Below are 20812 nucleotides of genomic sequence, written 5' to 3'. Positions count from 1 at the left end.
CCATGTTCAAGCGCCATCACGGTGATCATCGCGATCTCGGCCTTGGCCTCTTCGCTTGCCGACTGTCCGCGGGCCGCGACGGCCTTGGCGGTAGCACCCGGGCCTGCTCGTGTGGTGCGCGACTCGGCGATGCGCTCCCTGCGTGACCGTCTGTTCGGCGACCGGCTTGCCGAACGCGACCCTAACCAGGGCGCGCCGGCACATCTTCTCCAGGGGCCCGCTCCGCCAGACCGATGAGCCGCATGCAGTGGTGGATTCGGCCAGGACCCACCTGCCTTGCGCGATCTCAAGATCGGCCTCGCCGAGCATGTTCCCGCCGGGACCACGCGTTCTCGGACAGCACTAGGCGTGGCCGTGGGGTGCTTCATCGAGGCCGAAAACCGGGCACCTCTTCCACCGTGATTCCGGGCGTGTCCATGGGGACCAGGATCATGGATTGCTGCTTACTGGCGGTCGGGTTGGAGGGGTCGGTTTTCCCATGAAAACAAGGATGAGACAGCGCGGATCAGGAGCCCCGGAAGTCCACCACTTGCGACCGTTGATGACGTACTCGTCACCCTGCCGGTCGATTCTGGCCTCGATATTGGGTGGCGTCCGGCGACGTCGACCGCAGGCTCCGTCATGGCAAGGCGGAGCGGATGCGCGCCCCTCCAGGAGAGGGTCGAGCCACCGCCTCTGCTGGTCGGGCGTGCCATATCGAGAAGGACTTCCATGTTGCCGGTGTCAGGCGCGGAGCAGTTGAACGGTTCGAACCGAAGGGGGAGCGTCCCATCGGTTCAGCCAGCGGCAGCGTCTATTCAAGATTCGTGAGCGTCCGCCATGGGACTTGGGCTGCCACAGGTTCCCACAGAAGCCGGCCTCCCGTGCACGGGCCTTCAGCGTTTCCATCAGTTCCGGCGGTTGCCAGCGGTCCCCCCCGTCGCGATCTGCCGCGGCATTTCCTCTTCGTTGGGAAGATGTGCTCGTCCATGAACTAACGCGCCGACGCGCCGCCTCAGTTCCTGGACGTTGGACGCATATTCGAAATCCGTAGATTTTTCTCCGTTGGGGGTGGCAAGGTCACGAACTTATGATCACGCTCATATGTCTCTGCCCGGAGAGAGGCTTGCAGCAACATGACGTCCATTCGCGCGTCAGGGTGTTTCCCCGAAGGAACGGAGGAGGCCCTTTCTGAAGTGCGATGCCCGTCTCGGGAAACCGCAGGCACCGATCCATTCGCCGGGGATGCCACGACCATGAATTTCCGCCAGCACACGTTCCAGGACGAGTTCGTGATAGGCGACATTCCGATGTTGCCGTGGGATCCGGAAAGCCGCTTCATGGGCAGTCTTCCCCTGTTCGGACGGCGCGCCGGTTCGGCCACAGCGGATGCCAGCGCCACCGGTTTCTTCTTCGACCGCCTCGCCTGCGCGTCGGATGAGGAGATAGACGACCTCCTGGACAACTAGGGCAGTTCTCCGAACCTCCCCCACGGCGGGCGTGCATCGCCCGCCAGGAGCCGACGGCCCGCGTCAGGGCGACAGCCGTTCCAGAATCCACACCCCATCGTCGTTCCGCCTGTAGACGAGCCGGTCGTGCAGACGGCTCCGGGCGCCCCTGCCATTCGAGGGCATGGGGCACCAGCCGATACCCGCCCCAATGCGATGGGCGCGGCGGATCGTCTCCCAGCCGCTGCGTCGCTTCTTCCACTTCCTTTCCAGATCCGCGCGGTCCTGCAGCACCGCGCTCTGGATCGAGGCCCACGCTCCGATACGGCTGCCCAGCGGCCGCACGCGGTAGTACTCGTCGGATTCCTTACCGGTCACCTTGCCGACGACGCCCTCGATGCGCACCTGGCGCTCCAATTCCACCCAGTGAAACAGCAGCGCCGCCTGCGGATTGGCCGCCAGTTCGTGTCCCTTGCGGCTCTCGTAGTTGGTGTAGAAGACGAATCCGTCGCCGCTCACCTCCTTCAGCAGAACGATGCGGGCGGACGGGACTCCTGCGGCGGTCGCCGTGGCGAGCGTCATCGCGTTGGGTTCCGGCAGTTGCGCCTTCAAGGCTTCGTCGAACCAGCGCTGGAACTGCGTGAACGGATCGGACGCCGCATCCGCCTCGTCGAAGCGTTCGCGCGTGTATTCCTTGCGAAGATGGGCAATGCTCATGATGGACAGTCGATGATGGATGGGGGCATGGGTTCGGGGCCGAGGTTACCACTGCAGGCGCGCGCCCACCCTTGCGCTGAATCAGGGCAGACGCATGCCATCTCTCGCATCAGGCGTCGAATCCCGGCGCACGCCGGGCGAGTCCGGCGAACCGGTCCAGCAGCCGGGCACGCCACGCGTGCACCGGATCGTCCGGGCGCAGCAGCGGGTACGGCGATACCGCGCGCGCCCACATGAACGCGCCGAAGACGACATAGTCGGCGTAGTTCGGTTCGGCGCCGCCGACACAAGGCTGACTCCCCAGCATCGCACGCAGGGGCTCCAGAGAGGCCAGGAACTTTTCCCGAGTTGCATCACGGTCCGCCACTACTTCTTCCAGACGGGCGCCGAGCCGCCGTTCCCGTGTCTCGCGGAAATACGTCCGGTCGCCCTCGTCCAGCACCTGCAGGATGTCCGCCACCAGCATCCGCGTCAGAAGCGGATGCAGCACCCGCTCGGTCCAGTACTTGACGAACAGGCCTTCCGCACGTGCCTGCGGACTGTCGAACAAGGGCGCGCCGCCGTGGACGCGATCCAGATGTTCGGCAATCGCCCACGAATCCACGACGACGCGATCGCCGTCGAGCAGGACAGGCACCGTCTCCGACCCATAGGGCTTCAGGGCGGCCTTGTCCGAGAAACGCCAAGGGACCGTTTCCCATTCGAGGCCCTTGTGCGCCAGCGCCATGCAGGTGCGCCAGCAGTAAGGACTGAACACGCGCGGGGTCGGCCCCCGCAAGTTCGAACAGCCGGATCGACATGGCATGGCTCCTCTGCAAGAAGTCCAGCATACCGTGCCGGCTCGCCGCGGAACGGTTCCACACGTGCGGGCGCCGTTAGAATGCCTCCTCCCGCCGTCCTTCTCCTCCCATGATCCGTCCTGACATCGAACTCCTGGCCCCCGCCCGCGACGCCGGCATCGGCATCGAGGCCGTCAATCACGGTGCCGACGCGGTCTACATCGGCGGCCCGGCGTTCGGAGCACGTGTCAACGCGGCCAACGAGGTCGCGGACATCGAACGCCTCGCCACTCACGCCCACCGCTTCGGCGCCCGCGTGTTCGTCACGCTCAATACCATCTTCCGGGACGACGAGCTGCCGGCGGCGCAGAGGATCGTCCGGGAGGTCTACGAGGCCGGCGCCGATGCCCTGATCGTGCAGGACATGGGGCTGCTGGAACTCGATCTGCCGCCGATCCAGCTGCACGCCAGTACCCAGACCGACATCCGCACGCCCGCCAAGGCGCGCTTCCTCCAGGACGCAGGCTTTGCCCAGATGGTCCTGGCGCGGGAACTCACGCTGGACCAGATCCGCGCCATCGCCGCCGTGACGCCGCGGGCGACCCTGGAGTTTTTCATCCACGGCGCGCTGTGCGTCGCCTACAGCGGTCAGTGCTACATCAGTCACGCCCACACCGGCCGCAGCGCGAACCGAGGCAACTGTTCACAGGAGTGCCGGCTCCCTTACACCGTGACCGATCCGCAGGGCCGGGTCGTGGCGTACGAGCGCCACGTGCTGTCCCTCAAGGACAACGACCAGAGCGCCAATCTGCGAGCGCTCGTCGACGCCGGCGTCCGCTCCTTCAAGATCGAGGGCCGCTACAAGGACATGGGCTACGTGAAGAACACGACGGCCCACTACCGCAGGCTCGTCGATGCCATCCTCGAGGATTCTCCGTCGCTGCGGCGCGCCTCCTCCGGGCGTTGCACGTTCCTCTTCGACCCGGATCCGTCCCGCGACTTCAACCGGGGCGCAACCGACTACTTCGTGCAGGGTCGCAAGGAGGACATCGACGCGTTCGATTCGCCCAAGCACGTGGGACAGGCGCTGGGCCATGTGGTGAAGATCCATGGGGACGGCTTCGACATGACCTCCCATGCTCCGCTGCGCAACGGCGACGGGCTCACGTACTACGACCACAAACGTGAACTGCAGGGCATCCGCGTCAACGTGGCCGAACCGCTGGATCAGACAGGCCGCCGTTGGCGGGTGTACCCGAACGAGCCGGTGGGACAGTTGCAGGGCCTGCGCGTGGATACGGAGATCCACCGCAACCGCGATACGGCGTGGGACCAGACGCTCGCCCGCAAGTCCGCGGAACGGCGCATCGGGGTGCGATTCGTGCTGAGCGAAACGGCCGCCGGAGTGCGTCTGGAAGCGACGGACGAAGACGGTCACCAGGCGTATGCGGAAGCGGAAATGACGCGCGTCGAGGCGCGCGGACCCGTGGACATCGAGGAACAGATCCGCCGGCAACTCGATCGCCTGGGCAACACGATATTCGCCCTGTCCTCGCTGGAGACGCGTCTGACAGGCTCGCCGTTCGTTCCGGCCTCCGTGCTCAACGCCCTGCGCCGCGACGCCGTCGAACGGCTCGAAGCGGTCCGCAGTGCGGCCTACCGGCGTCCGGAACCGCTCGCGGCGAAGGAGCCTCCGGCACCCTATCCGGAAGACAGCCTCAGCTATCTCGCCAACGTCTACAACCACAAGGCGCGGGACTTCTACGCGAGGCACGGCGTCAAGGTGATCGAGGCGGCGTACGAATCGCACGAGGAACCGGGCGAGGTGTCCCTCATGATCACCAAGCACTGCGTGCGCTTTTCGCTGAGCCTGTGCCCCAAGCAGGCCAAGGGCGTGCAGGGCGTGCAGGGACAGGTCCGCGCCGAACCGCTCACGCTGGTCAACGGCAACGAACGGCTCACGCTCCGGTTCGACTGCAAGCCGTGCGAGATGCACGTGGTCGGGCGTATCCGCAAGCCGATCCTGGAAGACGTGCCGGCCGCCCCGGTCCGCTTCTACCGGGCGCGCGAGAAGACGTCCACCTGAGCGCGCCCGGCCGGACCGGGACCTATTTCACCGTTCCGGCGTCCTGTCCGAACAATACCTTCTTCGCTTCCTCGTCCACGGTCGGCTTGACGTTGACCGTCTTGGCAAGTTCGTACGCCCGTTCCACTGCGGGCCGCGCGTGGATCGTGTCGAACCAGCGCCTCAGATGGGGAACGTCGTCGAGATTCTGTTGCTGCCGCTTGTGCGGCACGATCCATGGATAGCACGCCATGTCCGCGATGGAGTAGTCGCCTGCCACGAACTCCCGGTCGGACAGCCGCTTGTTGAGAACGCCGTACAGACGTGCCGTCTCCTTCACGTAGCGGTCCATGGCGTAGGGAATCCGTTCCGGCGCGTACTGGACGAAATGGTGATTCTGCCCGGCCATGGGGCCCAGCCCGCCCATCTGCCACATCAGCCACTGCAGCACCTCCACCCACGCCCGCGTATCCCGTGGCAGGAACTTGCCGGTCTTCGCTGCGAGGTAGACGAGGATCGCTCCGGATTCGAAGACGGAGATCGGCTGCCCGCCGTCGCCCGGATCGTCGTCGACGATGGCCGGAATGCGGTTGTTCGGCGAAATGGCCAGGAAATCCGGGTCGAACTGCTCGCCCCGGCCGATGTTGACCGGGCGAATGCGATAGGGAAGCCCGGTTTCTTCGAGAAATATCGTGATCTTGTGCCCGTTGGGCGTTGTCCAATAGTGCAGGTCGATCATTCCGAGCGCGCCTCCAGGGGCAGATGACGCCCGAGTATAGCCGCGCGGCCGCCGCCGCCCGCCGGGAGCAATTCCAGATGCCCTGCCGAAAGCTCCGGACGGGAACGGGAACAATTCCTGACTTGACCGTCGGTAATGAGAACGGTTTGCGTTGAGTGCGTCGTTGGGCTACAGTCCCGCCTCCAATGCCGGCTGCTGACAGACGGGCGGCAGGTCCGCGAAACGCACCGGTCTGTGAAAGTTCTTTCCTGTTGAGGCGCGACGTCTTCCGTACCAGGTGACCGCCCGAAGAGGAAATCGGGAAAGGTCCAAAGAGTGTCCCATGCCCAATACCCGCCAGGGCATCGTCGTCGCTTTTATCGTTCTGCTCCACGTGGGGTTCTTCTATGCCCTGCAAGCGGGACTCATGCGCAGCGCCTCCAAGTTCGTCCAGGAGGAGGTGATCGCTCGGCTCATCCTGCCTGACCCGCCCGCCGAACCGCCGCCGCCTCCCCCGCCTCCGCCTCCCAAGGTCATGGCGGCACCGCCCCCGCCGCCTCCGCCGCCGCGGGAAACGGTGAAGCCCATCGACGAACCGCCGCCGCCTACCGCCATCACGCTGCCCCCGGCACCGCCGGAGCCGCCGAAGCCTGCCGAGCCCGCGCCTGTCGTGGTGGCTCCGCCCCCACCGGTACCACAGCCGCCGGCGCCGGTGGTACAGGCGCCCCCGGCACCTCCTCCCCCCCAGCCCGTGGTCCGGAATTTCGGCGACGCCGGGATCGAGTACACGCGTCCTCCCAGCCTGACCTATCCCCCATCTCCATGCGGCTGCGCGAGTGGGTGAACTGCAGGTACGCGTGCTGGTAAGGAGACGGGCAGGGTCGAGCGGGCGGAAGTGCAGAAGAGCAGCGGCTATCCGCGGCTCGACAATGCGGCCCGGGAAGCAGCGCTCAAGGCAGCGTTCAAGCCGTACATGGACAACGGCCGCGCCGTACCGGTGTGGGTCGTCGTTCCTTTCTCTTTCAAGCTGGATTCTTGATCGGAGGTCCTCAATCGTGGGTCAGTTCGGATTGGATCATCTGTGGGCGAACGCCGATGCCGTGCAGAAAGGCGTGGCGATGCTTCTCGTCATCATGTCGGCCATGTCGTGGTACGTGATCGTGATGAAGGGCCTGACGCTGGTGCGTCTGCAGCGCGCCGCGCAACAGGCGCGCGATGCCTTCTGGCAGGCGCGCTCGGTGCAGGAAGGCCTGGATGCCCTCGGCAATGCCACGGAGAGCCCCTTCGCTGCCCTGGTCCAGGCCGGCGTCGATGCGTCCTCGCACCATCGCCATCACGAAGGCACGCTGGGCGGAAGCATGGGCCGCAACGAGTGGATCGCCAGCGGCCTGCGCGCCTCGATCGACGAAAGCAATGCGCGGCTCCAGTCGGGTCTGTCGGTGTTGGCGTCCGTCTCCTCCACTGCGCCGTTCGTCGGCCTGTTCGGCACGGTGTGGGGCATCTACCACGCGCTGGTGGCCATCGGGCTCGCCGGCCAGGCCTCGCTGGACAAGGTGGCAGGCCCGGTGGGTGAAGCGCTCATCATGACGGCCCTGGGCCTCGCGGTCGCCATTCCCGCGGCACTCGGATACAACGCGCTCGTGCGGGGCAACAAGTCCCTCGTCGCGAAGCTCAATCGCTTCGGCTACGACCTGCACGCATTCTTCCTCACGGGATCCCGCGTGGGTGACGGCGCGGCGCCCGCGGGCGGTGTCCGCGATCCCAAGCTGACCGCGGTAACCGGCGCGAAGGCCTGACAGGAGAACCGATCATGGCCATGGGATCCTTGAGCGACTCCGAAGACGAGTTCAATCCCGAGATCAACACCACGCCGCTCGTGGACGTGATGCTGGTGCTGCTGATCATCTTCATGAGCACCATCCCGGTCATGAATCACGCGGTGAAGATCGATCTGCCGCGCGCCACCAATCAGCCGAACGAGACCAAGCCGGAGAACATCAACCTCTCCGTCGACGAGAACGCGAAGCTCTACTGGAACGCCGAGGAAATCTCCGCCGAGGAACTGCAATCGCGCATCGACGCCGCGGCGAAGCAGGAACCGCAGCCGGAGATTCACATCCGCGGGGCCCGCACCGTGCAGTACGAGAAGGTCGCGCAGATCATGGCGGCCGTCCAACGGGCCGGATTGAAGAAGATCGGGTTCCCTCTCGACCCGACCATGCAGGCGCAGTAACCTCACCGGGCGCACGCACCTTGCTGCGCCGCTGCGCCTCGCTGGCTCTCCGGCTGGGCACCGCGCTTCTCGAACTGCTCGACTGGTGGCGCGTCTACCTCGGTGTCCTCGCGGGACTCCTGCTTGGTTCCATTCCCCTGTGGGTGGCGCCAGGAAACCGATGGCCGCCCTTCGTCGCAGTGGCCGGTGCCGCGGCCGGAATCGTGGGGGGATTGCTGTGGCAGGCCCGGTCCGCGGCCCGTCGCTGAACGCGCTGTCTCGCGCCACGCTCTTGCATCGCGTCGCGGTCGAGGCACGTCCAGGCCTTCCGGACGCCGAACCAGGGACATCCCCATGACCGACTTCCGCATCGTGACCCTGCCCGGCGACGGCGTCGGGGTCGAAGTGATGAGCGCGTGCATCGAAGTGCTCGACGTTCTGCAAACGCGTACCGGCGGATGGCACCTGCGCTTCGAGGAGCATCCCGGCGGCGCGCAGCACTACGCCGATACGGGCGTCGCCTTTCCGGATTCGTCCATGCGCGCGTCGGCCGAAGCCGATGCGGTGCTGTTCGGCGCGATGGGTCTGCCGCACGTGCGCTACCCCGACGGCACCGAGATCGCCCCCCAGCTGGATCTGCGCAAGGAGCTCGACCTCTACGCGGGCGTGCGGCCGGTACGCGCGATCCCGGGGACGCCCTTGCCGCTTGCCGACCCCCGTGCCTCCGGAATCGATTTCGTCATCGTTCGCGAGCAGACCGAAGGCTGGTTCCACGGCCGGCTGAATCCTGATGCCGTTCCCGACGGCGGTCCCGACGCCGCCTACGACCTCGGTCTCATCACGCGGTCAGGCTCCGAGCGGCTGTTCGAGTTCTCCTTCGCGCTCGCGAAGCGCCGGCGCATGCGGAACCCGGCAAAAGGCCGGGTGACCTGCGTCGACAAGTCGAACGTGCACCGCGGCCAGGCCTTGATGAACCAGGTATTCCTCGACATCGCGAAGAGGCACCCGGACATTCCCGCCGATCACTGCTACGTCGACGCCATGGCGCTCAACATGATCCGCAAGCCGTGGGAGTACGACGTGCTGCCCGTGGAGAACCAGTTCGGCGACATCCTGTCGGACCTCGGCGCGGGTCTGATCGGGGGCATGGGCATGGCACCGTCCGGCGACATCGGCGACCGGCACGCCGTCTTCCAGCCGGCGCACGGCAGCGCGCCGGACATTGCCGGGCAGGGCAAGGCCAATCCCACGGGCATGCTGCTGTCCGCCGCCATGATGCTCGAGTGGCTCGGCGACCGGCACGGCATCGAGATGCTGGCGGATGCCGCCACCCGCCTGGAGCGGGCCATCGACTCCGTGTTCGCATCGCGCGCGATCGTGCCGTTCGAGTTCGGCGGGAACGACGGCACGGCCGCGATCACGCGCGCGGTCATCGGCGCGCTCGGCTGAAAGGAACTCTTGAGGAACGCGCAATGACCCAGGTGACGCACCACGATGTGGATCTCGGCGATGTGATCCTCCACTGCATCACGGCAGGGAAGGGATTTCCGGTCGTCCTCGTGCACGGCTGCCCGCAGACGTCGCACGAATGGCGCTACGTGATGCCGGCACTCGCCGAAAAGTATCTTGTGATCGCTCCCGATCTGAGAGGTCTTGGCGATTCGTCCCGGCCTCCCGGCGGCTACGACAAGAAGACGATGGCCGAGGACATCTGGCGCCTGATGCAGTCGATGAAGCTCGACCGGTTCTTCCTCGCCGGACACGACTGGGGCGGGCCGGTCGCATTTTCCCTGGCGGCCCGGCACCCGGATGCCGTGCGACGGCTCGCGATCCTCGATGTCGTCATTCCAGGAGACGGCGGCGACTTCTCTCAAGGTGGGCGCCGCTGGCATCACGCCCTCTTCCGCACGCCGGATCTCCCCGAGCAATTGTTCATCGGCCGCGAGCACCTGATCCTCGACTGGCTCTTCGACAACTACGGCTACCTCAACCACTGCATCGGCGAAGAGGACCGCAAGGAGTACCTGCGGACCTACGTGAAGCCTGGCGCCATGCGGGCGCTCTTTTCCATGTACCGGACGCTCCCGCAGGACGCCGACGACAACCGGGCGTTGCTGGAATCGGGCGGCAAGCTGCGCATGCCCGTGCTGGGGCTGGGAGACAAGAGCTTCGGACGCGGCATGGAGGTCATCGACTCGCTGAAGCGCGTCGCCGACGACGTGCGCGGCGGAATCGTGGCCGACTGCGGGCACTGGCTGCCCGAGGAAAAGCCCGAGGTCGTGGCGGCCACGCTCCTCGAATTCTTCGGCGAGGAAGATCCTCTCGCCCCATCCCGGTAGTCCCGCGCTCGCTTCCGTCTTCGTCACAGTCCAGCGAACGCGCCGCCGGGGTCAGGACGCCTTGTCCCCCACCGTGGCTTTGGCGAGCTTGGCCCGCACGAAATCGATGTGCAGGCGCAGCGCATAGAGCTGGTCGGCGTAGGCGAGCGGCGGATGCTGCTCGTTGACGACGTCCTCGATCGCGTCGAGCCGCTTGCCGAAATCGCGCTTCTCTCCGGCGGTCATGCTGTGCCGCGTCTCGTTTTCGATGAACATGAGTTCACCGTACCAGCGGTAGATGCGCGAACGCACGCGCCACTTGTACAGCGGCGGAACGATGCGGCTCAACGGGAACAGGATGGCAATCACCGGAACGGCCATGACGATCAGACGATCGAGCAGGTTCGCCAGCCAGAACGGCAGATAGCGCTGCAGGAACGGCGTGCCGGACTGGTAGTAGCGGCGCGCACCGGGCGAGATGGGAAAACCATTCTCCCGCGCCTGCGGAAACTGCCCCTGTGCCTGGAACATGCCTGGCCCGCCATGAATGCCGGTGGCGGTCTGCAGCAGCACCATCTGGATGGCGGGGTGCAGGTCCTCCTTCGCCAGGATGTCCGCGGTGGGCGCGAGCAGCGTCACGTCACGCGGGGAATGTCGCGTTCCAGGTCGAACACGCCGCGCGGCAACACCTTGGACAGATACGGCAGGCGGCGCACATAGGCTTCGGCGCGATCGATGTCCAGCAGCGACACGCCGTCCGCGTACATGATCGCCCGCACGATGCCGGCCTGGGGAGCAGCGATGATGAACAGGCAATCCACCGCCCCGCCCAGCAGCGCTTCCGCGCCGTCGACACCGGTCACGTGCACCCCTGCCACGCCCTCCTCGGTGAGGTTGTTGGTCTCGAGCACTTCCCGTGCGAGCACGCGCGTCCCGCTGCCGGGCAGACCGATGGCGATACGCCTGCCCCGCAGCTGGGCGACGCGATCGAGACGTTCCTTGCCCCGGCAGAAGATCCACAGGGGCTCGTAGGCGACACTGCCCAGCGATACGATGCCTGGCGCTTCTTCGGCCTTGCCGACACCGCTTTGCACCAGAGCGAAGTCGACACCCGAGTCGGGCGAGTTGAGCAGCGTGTAGTTGTCCACCGAACCTTCGGTCGGGCGCAGGACGACCTCGACGCCGTGACGCGCGAGCCCCTTGCGGTACAGGTCACCGAATTCGGCATATCCTCCGCCCGCCACTCCGGTGGCCATGACCACGCGTTCCGGCGTCGCCGGCTGCAGAAACCTGGCCGCGAACCAGATTCCCGCAATGGCGATCGCGACGGCGGGCGCGCCGATCAGGAGCCATTCGCGGAAGTGGAGGTCGGTCAGCCGGCGCATGAGGTGGGGAAGGAAATGCAACGATGAGTCGCGAGTCTACTGGAAGGCTGTCCCTATCTTCTTCGCCCGCTCCTGGGCAGATCACCGTCTCCGGCGAGATCGTCGCTGACCTGATCGCGGACATGCACTCGCCCGGCGACTTCAGTTTTCATGTGGGGGGACAAGGCGCCAATGTCGCGTTGGCGCTGGCACGCCTGGGCATGTCGTCCACGCTGCTCATGCCGATGTCGCGGGATGCGCTGGGCGAGCGCTTCGCCGCGATTCTTTCGGAGGCCGGCGTCCGGCTGCCTCTGGCGTCGGCCAGCGACCTGCCCACATCCATCGCCCTGGTGTCGTTGCGGGAAGGCCAGCCCGTCTACAGCCTGTACCGGGAAGGCGTCGCCGACCGAGACCTCCATCGCGACCGGATTCTGAGCGCTCTCCCCGTGGATCCGGCGGTGCACGTGATCGGCGCCTTCTGTTACGCCGTCGAACCGGACCGTCCCCTTCTGGCTGGAAATCGCGCAGGCGAGCCGCCAGCGCGGAGCGCTGCTGTCGAGCGACCCGAACATCCGGCGCGGGGTCATGGAAAACGCGGGAGAACAGCCCCGGCCGATGCTGCAGGCCCTGCGCCAGGCTGACATCGTCAAGGCCTCGGACGAGGACCTCGCGTGGCTGTTCCCGGGCCTGGATCCGCACCAGGCCGCCCTTCGGCTGTTCGATGACTCGAGAGTCGAACTCGTGGCGCTCACGCTGGGAGAACAAGGATCGGTCCTGCGGACGCGCTCCCGCGAAGTGCGGGTCCCCGCCCGGCCGGCGCGACCGTTCGTCGACGCAGTGGGAGCAGGCGACACCTACCACGCCGCACTGTTGTCCGGGCTGTTGCGCCTGGGCGCGACCACCACGGCCCATCTGGCAGCGCTGGATCGGGCAGACCTCACGACTCTGGCGAGTACCGCCTCGGTGGCGGCATCGCTTGCTTGCGAACATTCGGGCTGCCAACCGCCTACCGCAGACGAAGTCGCTGCCGCCGGTTGACCGCGCGCGGCGATCGCGAGAGAACTCGCCGAAGCGCCGCGCAGTCCGGGATTCAGAAGCCCGTGGCGGCCAGCCAGCCCCCGACCTTGCCGTCCCAGATCTCGCGGACGAGGATCACCGGGGCGACGCATTGCGACGGCATCCGCAATTTCGTCTCGATGTCCGCCTTGCCGTTCTTGCTCAGAGGAAAGCGGTCCGTTTCTGCAACCACAGAAGCCTTCGACCCGCCGCCGCACACCAGACTCACCACGACCTGCGTCACACCGTCGGCCGTTCCGTTGAATTCTCCAGTGCTCGCGTCGTCGAGCACGAGTCCCTTGATCTCCACCTCCAGATCGCCATCGCGGTCGAGTTCCACTTCACCGGACTTGATCTTCCACACCTTGCCGCACGAGTTCACGCCGCCGATGGACGTTCCATCCGAAGGACACGCCCGCAGCTTGCTTTCCAGCAGCGTGTCGTCCGCCTTGGCCGTGCCGAACACGAAGAAGGATGCGATGACTGCGCTTGCGCTCACTGCCTTGAAGAGGGAAATCCTCATGACGACCTCCTGGAGAGTTGGCGGACACTGCCGAGCGCCGCAGGCGAGCCCACGGCTCGGAACGGCATGTCCGGGAATCACGATACCTGTTGCCTTCCAACCGATCTCTTACTTGTCGATCAGACCCCGCGAAGAAATCCGAAATCTGCCCCCTCGTCCGCCTGTCGGATCTGCTCCGCATACAGCCGGCGGTAACCGCGCGACGGGAACTCCGGCGGTTTCCAGCCCTGCGATCTGCGTGACAGCTCGCCCGCATCCACCAGCAGCTCGAGCTTGCGCTCCTTCACGCTCAAGCGGATGCGGTCGCCGTTCTGCACGAACGCCAGCGGACCGCCGCTCGCGGCATCCGGCGCCACGTGCAGCACCACCGATCCGTAGGCGGTCCCGCTCATTCTCGCGTCCGAGATGCGCACCATGTCCTTCACTCCGCTTCGCGCCAGCTTCTTCGGGATGGGCAGGTAGCCTGCTTCGGGCATCCCGCTGGGGCTCGCGGGACCGGCGTTCTTGAGCACGAGAAAATCGTCGGGCGTGACATCTAGGTCCGGATCGTCGATCCGGCTCGACAGGTCTTCGAGTCCATCGAACACCACCGCCCGCCCTTCCCGCTCGAACAGGCGCGGATCGGCCGCCGAACGCTTGAGGATCGCCCCTTTCGGCGCGAGCGTTCCGAACAACGCAACCAGACCGCCCACGGGATCGAACGGTTCTTCGCGGGCGCGGATCACCGTGCGGTCAACCCACGGCGCAGGGCCCGCGAGACGCTGACCCAGCGTCTCGCCCGTGACGGTGATGCAGTCATGGTGCAGCAGGTCACGCAGTTCCCACAGCAGGGCCGACATGCCGCCCGCCGCGTGGAAATCCGCGAGGTAGTGGCTGCCCGTGGGTTTGAGATCCACCAGCACGGGCGTCTCGTCGGAGAGCTGGTTGAGACGGTGCAGGTCGACGGGAATGCCGCGGCGGCCCGCGACCGCCGTGAGGTGCACGATCGCGTTGGTGGATCCGCCCACGGCCAGCAGGACACGCAGCGCGTTCTCCACGGACTTCGGCGTGATGATGTCGGAAGGCCGCGGACCGTGACCGATCATTTCGACAGCGCGCGCGCCGGTGGCTTCGGCCGCGCGGATCCGATCGGCGTGCACGGCGGGGATCGCCGCGGTGCCGGGCAGCATCATCCCCAGCGCCTCGGCAATGCAGGCCATGGTGCTGGCGGTGCCCATCACGGCACACGTGCCGGCGGTCGTGGCGAGATTCGACTCGATCTCGTCGATTCCACGGTCGTCCACCTCGCCTGCCCGGTACTTCGCCCAGAATCGCCGGCAGTCGGTGCATGCGCCGAGCCGCTCCCCGTGGAAAGGCATCGCCAGCATCGGACCGGTGACGAGCTGTATCGCGGGCATGTCCGCCGAGGCCGCGCCCATCAGCTGCGCCGGAACCGTCTTGTCGCACCCGCCCACCAGCACTACGGCGTCCATGGGCTGCGCGCGGATCATTTCCTCGGTGTCCATGGACATGAGATTGCGGAACATGAGGCTCGTGGGACTCAGGAACACTTCGCCCAGGGAAACGGTGGGAAAGTCGAGCGGCAGTCCTCCCGCCGCCAGCACGCCGCGCTTGACCGCCTCCACCAGTTCCGGGACGTTTCGATGGCAGTTGTTGAATCCGCTCGCCGTCTGCGCGATGCCGACGATGGGCTTGTCCATCATGGTCCGCGAGAGGCCCATGGACTGCGCGAAAGAACGCCGCAGGTACAGGGCAAAGGCGCGATCGCCGTAGTTGGTGAGGTTGCGGCGATAGCCGCGCGGTTCGTCGCTCATGGAAGTCCGCCGTGTGATTGCTTGTTGTGAATGGGCCCGATTATCCGCCCATCGCGAGGCCACGGTCACGATGCGCCGTCAGTTGTACGCCCGGGTGCACGCCCGGGTGCACGCCCCGGGTGCAGGCACGGTCTCCACGAACGGGCGACAGTGCATACTGTCCATTCATCATCTGCCTAGCTTGTGGAGCACGCCATGCAACGACCGTCGCTGTTTCTCGCCTTTGCCATTCTGATCGCGCCTGCCTGGACCGGCTCCGCGCTGGGCCACGACAGCACGCCGGACACCACCCAGGTGTCGCTGCAGGCGCAGGCCGAGACGGAGGTGGACAACGACTCGATGCGCGCCGTGCTCTACACCGAAGCGGAGGATGCTTCCGCGGCCAAGGCGGCGGACACCGCCAACAAGACGCTCGGTGAAGCCGTGCGCACGGCAAAGGCTCAGACAGGCGTCAAGGTGCGGTCGGGCAGCTATCAGACGTTCCCGCTCTACGACAAGCAGAACCGGATTTCGCGCTGGCGCGTGCGCGCGGAAATCTCGCTGGAAAGCGCGGACTTCAAGGGCATGGCTGCCTTGCTCGCGAAGCTGCAGACGACCATGAACCTGGCAGGCGTGGAGTTCTTCGCCTCCGACGAAGCGCGCCGCAAGATCGAAAGCGAACTCACGACCGAAGCCATCGAGGACTTCCGCCGGCGGGCGGACGTCGCGGCCAAGGCGCTGGGCGCGAAGTCATACCGCATCCGGGACCTGGCGATTGCCGCCGACGCCGGCGGGCCCCCCATGCCACGCCCCATGCTGCAGGCGCGCGCCGGCGCTGCGATGTCCGAAGTGGCACCGGCCCCCATCGAAGCCGGCGCGAGCCACATGGGGGTGCAGGTGACCGGCACGGTCACGCTTGCGCACAAGGGCGATTGATCTGCCCAGTGCGTGGCTCGACATGCAGCAGATACCGGTGCAGCCATGCCCATCGGATTCGCGCCATCCAAGCGCTCGCCCGCACGGCCACTGCATCGCGCCCGCTAACGCACCCAGCCGATCTCGCGGGCGGTCACGTTCCCCACGCGGACCTCGTCGAGCGAATCCGGCATCCGGGACTGCGTGGCCGATAGCGGAATGCGCCCGCCCATGATCTCGGCGAATCGCTGCGGCAGCACCGGCACCCGTTCAGGTTCGGCATAGCCGTCCGGATGAAACGGTTGATTGTCAGCCGCGTCGTACTTGTCGCTGGCCCCCAGGGTGTGCAGCAGTTCGTGGGCCGCCACCACGGCGTTCTGGCCTGCCTGCTCGTGCGCGGCGAAGAGGTGCACGACACCGATCAGCCCCTGTGGCAGCCCGACCGAATGCGGCACGGCGGTGTCGATGGCGGGGTCGTGGAACAGCAGGAACAGGCGCGCATGGGGAGCCGGTCCCGCCGGATCTCCGTGCTGCCAGACCCACCACCGCAGATGCAGGCTCCAGATGAGGATGTCGACGCGGGAACCGCCGAACGGCGGCGGTGGCGGAAGACTGTCCACCCGTCCCGCGGGACGAACCTCCACCGGCCGCGCAAGCGCGAGCCCCAGGCGCCGGGCCTCCCCCGCGAAGAAGGACTCCAGCGGCTCGAACGAGCTTCGATCCAGTTCGTCGACGTAGCGTCGTGTGCCTGGACTGCCGTCGGCTGGAATCGTGAACACGGCAACACGCAGGGGCCTGTCCCACGCGGCGGTTCGCACTCGCATGAGCCACGCGCCCACCGCGACGTTGGCAAGAACGGCCAGCAGGATCAGAACGCGGATGCGCTTGAACACGCGGCGCCGGGCCTGTCGTTGCGCGAGCGCGCGGTGTCAGTGGCGGCCGGCCCGATTTTCCGCCGGTGCGGCCTCACCCCCCGGCCGAATCGGGCCACGTCCAGTTCCTGTAGCGATCGCGCAGCGCCGTCTTGAGGAATTTGCCGGTGGAGGTGCGGGGAATCGCGTCGATGAAATCGTACGCGTCCGGGATCGCCCACTTCGCGAACCTGCCGGAGAGGAACTCGCGCATGTCCTTCGCGTCCGCGGTCTGGCCGGCACGCAGCACGATCACCGCGAGGGGCCGCTCCGCCCACTTGGGATGAGGCACCGCGATCACGGCCGCCTCGGCCACCGCCGGATGACCCATGATCGCGTTCTCCAGGTCCACGGAACTGATCCACTCTCCGCCCGACTTGATGAGGTCCTTCGTGCGGTCGGTGATCTTGACGTAGCCTTGGGGCGTGATCGCCGCGACGTCGCCCGTGCGCAGCCAGCCGTCGGCGGTGAAGCTCTCTGCCGACAGCGGCAGGTCGTGGTAGCTGCCGATGATCCACGGCCCATAGATCTGGATCTCGCCCACCGCCTTGCCATCCCAGGGCTGCTCGCCATCGTCGCCGATGATGCGCAGATCCACGAGCGGCAACGCATATCCCTGCATCGCCTGCGTCGCGAATTTCTCGTCCTCGGAAAGATCGCCCAGCAACTGATTCACACGGGCGATCGTCCCGAGGGGAGACGTCTCGGTCATCCCCCAGCCCTGCATGATGTCGATGCCGTGGCGGGCGAAACCGCGGATGAGGCTTTCGGGCACGGCCGACCCGCCCACCGTGAGGCGCAGGCGCGGATCCAGCTTGTGGCGGCCGGGCTCCCGGTCCAGGATCTGGATCATCCCGAGCCAGATGGTCGGCACGCCGCAGGAGAGGGTCACCTTCTCGCTCTCGAAGAGCGGAAGCAGGTCGTCGGCATGCAGATGCGGGCCGGGGAAGACGATCTTCGTGCCCAGCATGCACGTCGCGTACGGAACGCCCCACGCGTTGGCGTGGAACATGGGCACCACGGGAAGCACGACGTCGCGGCCCGAGATGCCGATCGCGTCGGGCACGCACAGCGCCAGGGTGTGCAGGACCTGCGAACGGTGCGAATACACCACGCCCTTCGGACGTCCCGTGGTCCCGGAGGTGTAGCACATGGCCGCAGGCGCGTCCTCGTCCAGGTCCGGATAGTCCCAGTCACCCGACGCAGTGGCGAGAAAATCCTCGTAGCTCACGTATCGGTCCGGAACAGGCTGACCGGTGAGCGGCACGACGATCACCTTCTCGATCTTCGTCTGCGGCAGGAACTTCTCGAGCAGGGGCAGCAGCACGTCGTCGACGATGACGAAGCGGTCGTCCGCGTGATTGGCGATGAATGCGATCTCGTCCGGCGCGAGGCGGAGATTGAGCGTGTGCAGCACGGCACCGGATGCGATGATGCCGAAGTAGGACTCGTAGTGCGCGTAGTGATTCCACATGAGCGTGGCCACCCGGTCGCCCTGGCGGATGCCGGCCTTCTGCAGCGCTTCGGCGAGCAGCCGTGCCCGGCGGTGGAACTGCGCGTAGGTCGTCCGGTGCAGCGTCTTGTCCGGCATGCGGGAGACGATCTCCACGGGACCGAACATCCTGCCCGCCCGTTCGAGAAAATGGGTCAGGGACAGCTTGACCTGCATCATGGTCGAGCGCATTTCACATCCTCCCTTGCCGGCACTCGTCTCGCGCGGTACCGATCGTTTCGTTGCCTGCTCGAGGCCGGCCCTCCGGCCAGCCCGTTCTCAGCCTTCCGTCACCAGCACGACCTTGCCGCTCACCCGCTTCATCGTCACCTCGTTCAACGCTTCGGCTGCGCGTTCCAGCGGATAGGTCGCGTGGATGTGCGGTTTCACCAGGCCCTTGGAGTACATCTCCATCAGTTCGCGATTGTTCTGCCGGTTGCGCTCGGGCTCGTTGCGGGTGAACGCCCCCCAGAACACGCCCACGATGGAGCATCCCTTGAGCAGCGCGAGATTGAGAGGCACCTTGGGAATGTCACCCGCGGCAAAGCCGACCACGAGGAAACGGCCGTTCCAGGCCATGTCCCGCAGGGCCGGTTCGGAGTACGGCCCGCCCACGGGGTCGTACACGACGTCCACACCGCGGCCCGCCGTGATCTGCTTCACGCGTGTTCTGAGATCTTCGGCGCCGTAGTTGATGACATCGTCCGCGCCGTTCCGGCGGCAGATCTCCAGTTTGGAATCGCTCGAGGCCGCGGCGATCACCTTGGCCCCCATGGCCTTGCCGATCTGCAACGCGGCCAGGCCCACACCGCCGGAGGCGCCGAGGACGAGGAGCGTCTCGCCGGGACGCAGCGCGGCGCGGTCCTTGAGGGCGTGATAGGACGTGCCGTAGGTGAGGATGAAGGCGGAGGCGGACACGAAGTCCATGTCGTCGGACATGGGCACGAGGCGGTCGGCATCGACCACGATCTGTTCTGCGAACCCGCCCCAGGTCGCAGCGGCGATGACGCGGTCACCCGCCTTCACGCGGGTGACGCCCTCGCCCACCTGAGCGATCACGCCCGCCACTTCACCGCCGGGCGAGAACGGCAACTCGGGCTTGAACTGGTACTTGCCCTGGATGATGAGCGTGTCCGGAAAGTTCACACCGGCCGCCTTCACGGCGACCACCACCTGACCGGCGCCGGCCTGCAGGTCCGGCACCTGTTCGACCACCAGTTCGTCCGGGGGTCCCAGCTTCTTGCACAGTACGGCTTTCATGAGGCTCCTTCGTGGCGGCATGGGCGCGCCTGCCTGGAGGCGCCTGCCGGCTCGGGATCGGATCGATCCCGGCCTGCCGCGGTTTCGTCGTTCGGGATGTCGTGCGTCTCTCAGGCAGCGGGGCCCTTGAGGATCTTCTCCACCTGCCGCCAGCCGGCTTCGGCCATCGGCCTCGCCCGCTTGCCGGATTCGAGCGCCTGCGCGTTCGATGCCGTGCCCTCCACCACGCGGCCCATGATCCCCTGGAGAATGCCCGCCAGCCGGAACATGTTGTAGGCCATGTAGAAGTCCCAGTTCGGGATGCCGCTCCGGCCGGTGCGCCGGCAGTACATCTCCACGTATTCCTCTTCCGGCGGAATGCCCAGGGCCCCGAAGTCCAGCCCCAGCATGCCGCGGAACTCCGCGGGCGTGAGCCGCCAGGTCATGCAGTGATAGGCGAAGTCGGCGATGGGATGGCCCAGGGTGGAGAGTTCCCAGTCCAGCACCGCCAGCATCTTCGGCTCGGTCGGATGGAAGATCGTGTTGTCCAGCCGGTAATCGCCGTGGACGATCGTCGTCTCCTCGCCCGGCGGGATGTTCTTCGGCAGCCACTCGATGAGGTTTTCCATCGCCTCGATGCGCTCGGTTTCCGAAGCGCGGTACTGCTTGGTCCAGCGGGCGATCTGGCGTTCCAGGTAGCTGCCGGGCTTGCCGTAGTCGCCGAGCCCCACGGCCTGGTAGTCGACCTTGTGCAGGGCGGCGATGACGCGGTTCATCTCGTCGAAGATGGCGCGGCGTTCCTCCCGCGCCATTCCCGGCAGCGAGGGGTCCCACAGCACGCGGCCGTGCACGCAGTCCATCACGTAGAACATGGTGCCGATCACGCTCTCGTCCGTGCACAGGACGTGAGGCTTCGCCACGGGCACGTCGCTGCCGTGAAGCGCCTTGAGCACCCGGTACTCGCGGTCCACTGCATGCGCGGAGGGCAGAAGCTTGCCCGGCGGCTTGCGGCGCAGGACATACTGCCTGCCGCCGGCCGAGAGCATGAAGGTGGGGTTCGATTGCCCGCCCTTGAACTGCGCCACGGTGAGCGGACCGGCGAATCCCGGCATCTGCACGGCGAGATAGCGCTCCAGCGCATCCACGTCGAAGCGGTGCTTTTCCTGCACCGGCATGGTTCCTACGAAATCTTCTCTCATGATGTGTCGGTCAGCCCTGAGCGGACCGAGGATACACCGGCTGGCGGGCCGTCGCGAAGCACAGGGAGCCGTCCCGGAAGCCGT

At 66.5% G+C, this 20812-nt stretch carries 20 protein-coding genes and 2 pseudogenes; 11 read left to right on the top strand and 11 right to left on the bottom strand.

The genetic code is table 11. The annotated features are described in order from the left end of the window. Positions 1–1235 precede the first annotated feature (1235 nt). On the top strand, positions 1236–1448 hold the full coding sequence (locus IPK20_20745) for a hypothetical protein (GenBank protein ID MBK8018890.1): 213 nt from the start codon (positions 1236–1238) through the stop codon (positions 1446–1448). A 63-nt stretch (positions 1449–1511) separates the two neighbouring features. Here IPK20_20745 and pdxH read toward each other — a convergent pair. Both pdxH and IPK20_20735 read right to left on the bottom strand, forming a co-directional pair. Next, positions 1512–2147 (bottom strand): annotated as a pseudogene (pdxH, locus tag IPK20_20740) (pyridoxamine 5'-phosphate oxidase). Between the two features lie 106 nt (positions 2148–2253). Next, positions 2254–2944 (bottom strand): annotated as a pseudogene (locus IPK20_20735) (glutathione S-transferase family protein). A 109-nt stretch (positions 2945–3053) separates the two neighbouring features. Here IPK20_20735 and IPK20_20730 point away from each other — a divergent pair. After that, positions 3054–5009 (top strand): U32 family peptidase, encoded by a 1956-nt coding sequence (locus tag IPK20_20730; GenBank protein ID MBK8018889.1) that lies wholly within the window; start codon positions 3054–3056, stop codon positions 5007–5009. Positions 5010–5031: 22 nt separating this feature from the next. Here the strand turns inward: IPK20_20730 and IPK20_20725 are convergent, their stop codons facing one another. After that, on the bottom strand, positions 5032–5727 hold the full coding sequence (locus IPK20_20725) for a glutathione S-transferase N-terminal domain-containing protein (GenBank protein ID MBK8018888.1): 696 nt from the start codon (positions 5725–5727) through the stop codon (positions 5032–5034). Between the two features lie 322 nt (positions 5728–6049). On the opposite strand from IPK20_20725, the gene IPK20_20720 reads away from it, so the two are divergent. From IPK20_20720 to IPK20_20695, 6 genes are all read left to right on the top strand, one after another. Continuing rightward, positions 6050–6550, top strand: coding sequence for a hypothetical protein (locus IPK20_20720; protein MBK8018887.1), 501 nt, complete (start codon positions 6050–6052; stop codon positions 6548–6550). 85 nt (positions 6551–6635) lie between these two features. After that, complete coding sequence (locus tag IPK20_20715) at positions 6636–7502, top strand: MotA/TolQ/ExbB proton channel family protein (protein MBK8018886.1); 867 nt, start codon at positions 6636–6638, stop codon at positions 7500–7502. Positions 7503–7516: 14 nt separating this feature from the next. Beyond that, complete coding sequence (locus tag IPK20_20710; GenBank protein ID MBK8018885.1) at positions 7517–7939, top strand: biopolymer transporter ExbD; 423 nt, start codon at positions 7517–7519, stop codon at positions 7937–7939. 20 nt (positions 7940–7959) lie between these two features. Then, entirely contained in the window at positions 7960–8187 is a 228-nt protein-coding gene (locus IPK20_20705) for a hypothetical protein (GenBank protein MBK8018884.1), read from the top strand. A gap of 85 nt (positions 8188–8272) precedes the next feature. Further along, positions 8273–9367, top strand: a complete 1095-nt coding sequence (locus IPK20_20700) for an isocitrate/isopropylmalate dehydrogenase family protein (GenBank protein MBK8018883.1) — start codon at positions 8273–8275, stop codon at positions 9365–9367. Positions 9368–9390: 23 nt separating this feature from the next. Further along, on the top strand, positions 9391–10257 hold the full coding sequence (locus tag IPK20_20695; GenBank protein ID MBK8018882.1) for an alpha/beta fold hydrolase: 867 nt from the start codon (positions 9391–9393) through the stop codon (positions 10255–10257). Between the two features lie 51 nt (positions 10258–10308). Here the strand turns inward: IPK20_20695 and IPK20_20690 are convergent, their stop codons facing one another. Both IPK20_20690 and IPK20_20685 read right to left on the bottom strand, forming a co-directional pair. Further along, on the bottom strand, positions 10309–10875 hold the full coding sequence (locus tag IPK20_20690) for a hypothetical protein (GenBank protein ID MBK8018881.1): 567 nt from the start codon (positions 10873–10875) through the stop codon (positions 10309–10311). After that, entirely contained in the window at positions 10872–11621 is a 750-nt protein-coding gene (locus IPK20_20685) for an ABC transporter substrate-binding protein (protein ID MBK8018880.1), read from the bottom strand. Before IPK20_20685 ends, IPK20_20690 begins: the two co-directional genes overlap by 4 nt. A gap of 23 nt (positions 11622–11644) precedes the next feature. Here IPK20_20685 and IPK20_20680 point away from each other — a divergent pair, with 23 nt between their 5' ends. Next, entirely contained in the window at positions 11645–12241 is a 597-nt protein-coding gene (locus IPK20_20680) for a hypothetical protein (protein MBK8018879.1), read from the top strand. After that, complete coding sequence (locus IPK20_20675) at positions 12216–12638, top strand: hypothetical protein (GenBank protein MBK8018878.1); 423 nt, start codon at positions 12216–12218, stop codon at positions 12636–12638. The genes IPK20_20680 and IPK20_20675 overlap by 26 nt, the downstream gene beginning before the upstream one ends. Before the next feature lie 52 nt (positions 12639–12690). Here IPK20_20675 and IPK20_20670 read toward each other — a convergent pair whose 3' ends face one another. Together IPK20_20670 and IPK20_20665 are read right to left on the bottom strand one after the other, a co-directional pair. Continuing rightward, complete coding sequence (locus IPK20_20670) at positions 12691–13179, bottom strand: hypothetical protein (GenBank protein MBK8018877.1); 489 nt, start codon at positions 13177–13179, stop codon at positions 12691–12693. A gap of 119 nt (positions 13180–13298) precedes the next feature. Further along, positions 13299–14993, bottom strand: coding sequence for a dihydroxy-acid dehydratase (locus IPK20_20665; protein ID MBK8018876.1), 1695 nt, complete (start codon positions 14991–14993; stop codon positions 13299–13301). Positions 14994–15188: 195 nt separating this feature from the next. Here IPK20_20665 and IPK20_20660 point away from each other — a divergent pair, with 195 nt between their 5' ends. Next, on the top strand, positions 15189–15908 hold the full coding sequence (locus IPK20_20660) for an SIMPL domain-containing protein (GenBank protein MBK8018875.1): 720 nt from the start codon (positions 15189–15191) through the stop codon (positions 15906–15908). 104 nt (positions 15909–16012) lie between these two features. Here the strand turns inward: IPK20_20660 and IPK20_20655 are convergent, their stop codons facing one another. The 4 genes from IPK20_20655 to IPK20_20640 all read right to left on the bottom strand — a co-directional run bounded on the left by IPK20_20655 (position 16013) and on the right by IPK20_20640 (position 20728). Next, positions 16013–16780 (bottom strand): hypothetical protein, encoded by a 768-nt coding sequence (locus tag IPK20_20655; GenBank protein MBK8018874.1) that lies wholly within the window; start codon positions 16778–16780, stop codon positions 16013–16015. A 73-nt stretch (positions 16781–16853) separates the two neighbouring features. After that, positions 16854–18482, bottom strand: coding sequence for a long-chain fatty acid--CoA ligase (locus IPK20_20650; protein MBK8018873.1), 1629 nt, complete (start codon positions 18480–18482; stop codon positions 16854–16856). An 87-nt stretch (positions 18483–18569) separates the two neighbouring features. After that, complete coding sequence (locus IPK20_20645; protein MBK8018872.1) at positions 18570–19550, bottom strand: NADPH:quinone oxidoreductase family protein; 981 nt, start codon at positions 19548–19550, stop codon at positions 18570–18572. Positions 19551–19660: 110 nt separating this feature from the next. Beyond that, a complete protein-coding gene (locus IPK20_20640) occupies positions 19661–20728 on the bottom strand; it encodes a phosphotransferase (protein ID MBK8018871.1) in 1068 nt (355 codons plus the stop codon). Positions 20729–20812: the final 84 nt, after the last annotated feature.

Source organism: Betaproteobacteria bacterium (genome assembly GCA_016713305.1).
Lineage (GTDB): Bacteria > Pseudomonadota > Gammaproteobacteria > Burkholderiales.
This window is presented reverse-complemented; position numbering and strand designations above follow the sequence as displayed.

Coding starts and splice junctions, on each gene's coding strand:
- IPK20_20745 (MBK8018890.1), top strand. CDS start 1,236: ATGAATTTCCGCCAGCACACGTTCCAGGACGAGTTCGTGATAGGCGAC.
- IPK20_20730 (MBK8018889.1), top strand. CDS start 3,054: ATGATCCGTCCTGACATCGAACTCCTGGCCCCCGCCCGCGACGCCGGC.
- IPK20_20725 (MBK8018888.1), bottom strand. CDS start 5,727: ATGATCGACCTGCACTATTGGACAACGCCCAACGGGCACAAGATCACG.
- IPK20_20720 (MBK8018887.1), top strand. CDS start 6,050: ATGCCCAATACCCGCCAGGGCATCGTCGTCGCTTTTATCGTTCTGCTC.
- IPK20_20715 (MBK8018886.1), top strand. CDS start 6,636: ATGCGGCCCGGGAAGCAGCGCTCAAGGCAGCGTTCAAGCCGTACATGG.
- IPK20_20710 (MBK8018885.1), top strand. CDS start 7,517: ATGGCCATGGGATCCTTGAGCGACTCCGAAGACGAGTTCAATCCCGAG.
- IPK20_20700 (MBK8018883.1), top strand. CDS start 8,273: ATGACCGACTTCCGCATCGTGACCCTGCCCGGCGACGGCGTCGGGGTC.
- IPK20_20695 (MBK8018882.1), top strand. CDS start 9,391: ATGACCCAGGTGACGCACCACGATGTGGATCTCGGCGATGTGATCCTC.
- IPK20_20685 (MBK8018880.1), bottom strand. CDS start 11,621: ATGCGCCGGCTGACCGACCTCCACTTCCGCGAATGGCTCCTGATCGGC.
- IPK20_20680 (MBK8018879.1), top strand. CDS start 11,645: ATGAGTCGCGAGTCTACTGGAAGGCTGTCCCTATCTTCTTCGCCCGCT.
- IPK20_20675 (MBK8018878.1), top strand. CDS start 12,216: ATGCTGCAGGCCCTGCGCCAGGCTGACATCGTCAAGGCCTCGGACGAG.
- IPK20_20670 (MBK8018877.1), bottom strand. CDS start 13,179: ATGAGGATTTCCCTCTTCAAGGCAGTGAGCGCAAGCGCAGTCATCGCA.
- IPK20_20665 (MBK8018876.1), bottom strand. CDS start 14,993: ATGAGCGACGAACCGCGCGGCTATCGCCGCAACCTCACCAACTACGGC.
- IPK20_20660 (MBK8018875.1), top strand. CDS start 15,189: ATGCAACGACCGTCGCTGTTTCTCGCCTTTGCCATTCTGATCGCGCCT.
- IPK20_20650 (MBK8018873.1), bottom strand. CDS start 18,482: ATGCGCTCGACCATGATGCAGGTCAAGCTGTCCCTGACCCATTTTCTC.
- IPK20_20645 (MBK8018872.1), bottom strand. CDS start 19,550: ATGAAAGCCGTACTGTGCAAGAAGCTGGGACCCCCGGACGAACTGGTG.
- IPK20_20640 (MBK8018871.1), bottom strand. CDS start 20,728: ATGAGAGAAGATTTCGTAGGAACCATGCCGGTGCAGGAAAAGCACCGC.